Below are 2,784 nucleotides of genomic sequence, written 5' to 3' on the forward strand. Positions count from 1 at the left end.
GGGAGCAAGCTCCCTCGCCACAGATTTATTGTCAGGCCTTGAACAATGCGCTCTGACAAACGTCGCTTAGCGACGACCGAGCAACAAGCCCACCACCAGGCCAAAACCGGCGGAAATCGCCACGGTCTGCCACGGATGGCCGCCAATGTAGCTCTCGGTGGCCTCGACCGCCGGTTTGGTGCGCTCACGCACGCTGGACACCGAGTCCAGCGCCTGTTGCAGCTTCAGGGCGATTTGTCCGCGCAGGGTCTCGGCTTCCTCGCCCACCAGTGAGGCGCTGCTCTTGAGCAGTTTGTCGGACTCTTCGATCAAAGCCTGAAGTTCGCTGAACGCCTGATCCTTGATTTGGTCTTCGACGGCTTGCACGCGGGATTTGCGGGCCATTGGGTGACTCCTTGCAGATGGATGAACAGTGATCAATGGAGTGTGGCGCGGACTGAAAAGTTGCACTGATTTTAGGTGCGAAAGAAAAACCTGCGCGGGAGATTTTCGCCGAGCGTGTAAGATGTCGCCATTTTACGCAGCAGGTATTTCCCCATGAGTTTCAATCTGGCCGACAAATCCCTCGCCGAGCGCGCCGCGCTGGAAGACGAGAAATCCCGTCTGTTCGAACTCTGGCAGAACAATCTGGGCAAAGCCAAAGGCGAAGCCGCGCGGTTGTTCGGCGAACGCTCCAAGCGCAAGGGCAAATGGGCCGAGTGGGTGCGCGCCGAGCTTGATGGCATGTCCCCGCCGGAATTCGCCAACATGGTGCGTAGTGAGGTCAATCGACTGATGGCGGCCAACAAGTAACACAGCCGTCAGTCTGCGTTGAAACACGCAACAATCGCCTCACGTACCTTGATCACCACCGGGTCGATCTGCGTGCTGGTGCGCCAGCCCAGTTCGATCGGGTAACGCGGCAGCGCCAGCGGGCAGGGCAGCAGCATCAGTCCGCTGAGCTGGGCAATGGCCTGGGCGGCATGGGTCGGGATGGTTGCCACGGCGTCGCTGCCCTTGAGCAGATGCGGCAGCGCGGCAAAGTGGGTGGTGGAGGCGCAGACCCGCCTGCTCAGCCCCAGCGCCGCCAGACCTTCATCGGTGATGCCGATAAAGCCGCCCGAGGACACCAGAATGTGCTCACGGGCGACGAACTCCGGCAAATCGATGCCCTGTTGGCCGGGCGTTAGACTGCCCGGATCGACCAGACAGGCATAATCCCCTTCACCCAATACCAGACGACTGAGCAGGCGCTCGGCAAATCCGCCGGCGGTGATCGCCAGGTCGATGCTGCGCTCCATCAGGGCGCGAGCGACGATCTGGCTGTGGGTCTGGCGGAAGATCAGCCGCAGCTTGGGTGCACAGCGGGCGATTTCTTCGATCAGGCGCCGGCCATAGGCTATTTCGAAGTCATCGGACAGGCCCACCGTCACCGAACGGCCGTCATAGTGATGGGCCGCCGGGTCGACCATCGCCAGGCTTTGCCGGCATTTGTTCAGCGCCTCGCTGACCACCGGCTTCAGTTGATTGGCCTTGAGCGTCGGTGCCAGACCGCGTCCGGTGCGCACGAACAATTGATCACCATACACGTCACGCAACCGGCGCAACGCCGCGCTGACCGCCGATTGGGTCACGCCCAGACGCAGCGCCGCACGGCTGGCGCTGGACTCCTCATGCAGGGCTTCGAAGACTTTCAGCAGGTTGAGATCGACGGATGCGATATTCATTTGGCTCATATCATTCAGCAGTGAATCGGTCTTTATTCATGATCCCGCGCCGCCGCAGAATCGGCAACACTTGAACCTGATGGAGTGACTGCAATGCCCAAATCAATCGTCGCCGCCCTGCAGATTGGCGCCTTGCCCGGTGGCAAGGGTGAAACCCTGGAACAGATCCTCAGCTGGGAAGACGCGATCAGCGAGTCCGGCGCGGCGTTGGTGGTGATGCCGGAAGCGTTGCTCGGTGGCTATCCGAAAGGCGAGGGCTTTGGCACTCAGTTGGGCTATCGCCTGCCCGAGGGGCGCGAGGCCTTCGCACGCTATTTCGCGAACGCCATTGACGTGCCGGGGCCCGAGACCGAGGCACTGGCCGGCCTGTCTGCGCGCACCGGGGCCAATCTGGTGATCGGCGTGATCGAGCGTGCCGGCAGCACGCTGTATTGCACGGCGCTGTATTTCGACCCGCAGGCGGGGCTTGTGGCCAAGCATCGCAAGCTGATGCCGACCGGCACCGAACGGCTGATATGGGGCAAGGGCGACGGCTCGACGCTGCCGGTGCTCGACACTCAGGTCGGCAGGCTCGGTGCGGTGGTGTGCTGGGAAAACATGATGCCGCTGCTGCGCACGGCGATGTACGCCAAAGGCATTGAAGTCTGGTGCGCGCCGACCGTGGACGAGCGTGAGATGTGGCAGGTCAGCATGCGTCACATCGCCCATGAGGGCCGTTGCTTTGTGGTGAGTGCCTGTCAGGTGCAGGCTTCGCCGAACGCGCTGGGCGTGGAGATTGCCAACTGGCCGGCGGATCGACCGTTGATTGCCGGCGGCAGCGTGATTGTCGGGCCGATGGGCGATGTGCTGGCCGGGCCGTTGCGTGGCGAGGCGGGGTTGCTCACCGCTGAGATCGATACTGATGAGCTGGTTCGGGCGCGCTATGACTATGACGTGGTTGGCCACTATGCGCGGCCGGATGTGTTCGAGTTGTCGGTTGATGAACGCGCCAAACCCGGCGTGCGGTTCACTGCATAACGTCGGGCTGATTGAAAAAAACTGTGGGAGCTGGCTTGCCAGCGATGGCGGACTGTCAGCA

Annotated in this window: 4 protein-coding genes; 2 read left to right on the forward strand and 2 right to left on the reverse strand. The window is 62.1% G+C overall.

Translation table 11 applies throughout. The features are described 5' to 3' along the window. Positions 1-66: 66 nt before the first annotated feature. Positions 67-384, reverse strand: coding sequence for a YqjD family protein (locus HT737_RS00805; protein WP_007961870.1), 318 nt, complete (start codon positions 382-384; stop codon positions 67-69). 153 nt (positions 385-537) lie between these two features. Here HT737_RS00805 and HT737_RS00810 point away from each other — a divergent pair, with 153 nt between their 5' ends. Next, the gene (locus HT737_RS00810) at positions 538-792 is read left to right on the forward strand and encodes a hypothetical protein (protein ID WP_003224595.1); all 255 of its coding nucleotides are present in this window, start codon (positions 538-540) and stop codon (positions 790-792) included. 8 nt (positions 793-800) lie between these two features. Here the strand turns inward: HT737_RS00810 and HT737_RS00815 are convergent, their stop codons facing one another. Then, entirely contained in the window at positions 801-1,715 is a 915-nt protein-coding gene (locus tag HT737_RS00815; RefSeq protein ID WP_182401005.1) for a LysR family transcriptional regulator, read from the reverse strand. Between the two features lie 84 nt (positions 1,716-1,799). On the opposite strand from HT737_RS00815, the gene HT737_RS00820 reads away from it, so the two are divergent. Then, positions 1,800-2,723: a carbon-nitrogen hydrolase family protein gene (locus HT737_RS00820; RefSeq protein WP_182401008.1), complete on the forward strand. Its 924-nt coding sequence runs from the start codon at positions 1,800-1,802 to the stop codon at positions 2,721-2,723. Positions 2,724-2,784: the final 61 nt, after the last annotated feature.

It is taken from the genome of Pseudomonas sp. MD195_PC81_125 (assembly GCF_014060985.1).
In the GTDB taxonomy this organism is placed as follows: Bacteria; Pseudomonadota; Gammaproteobacteria; order Pseudomonadales; family Pseudomonadaceae; genus Aquipseudomonas; species Aquipseudomonas parakoreensis.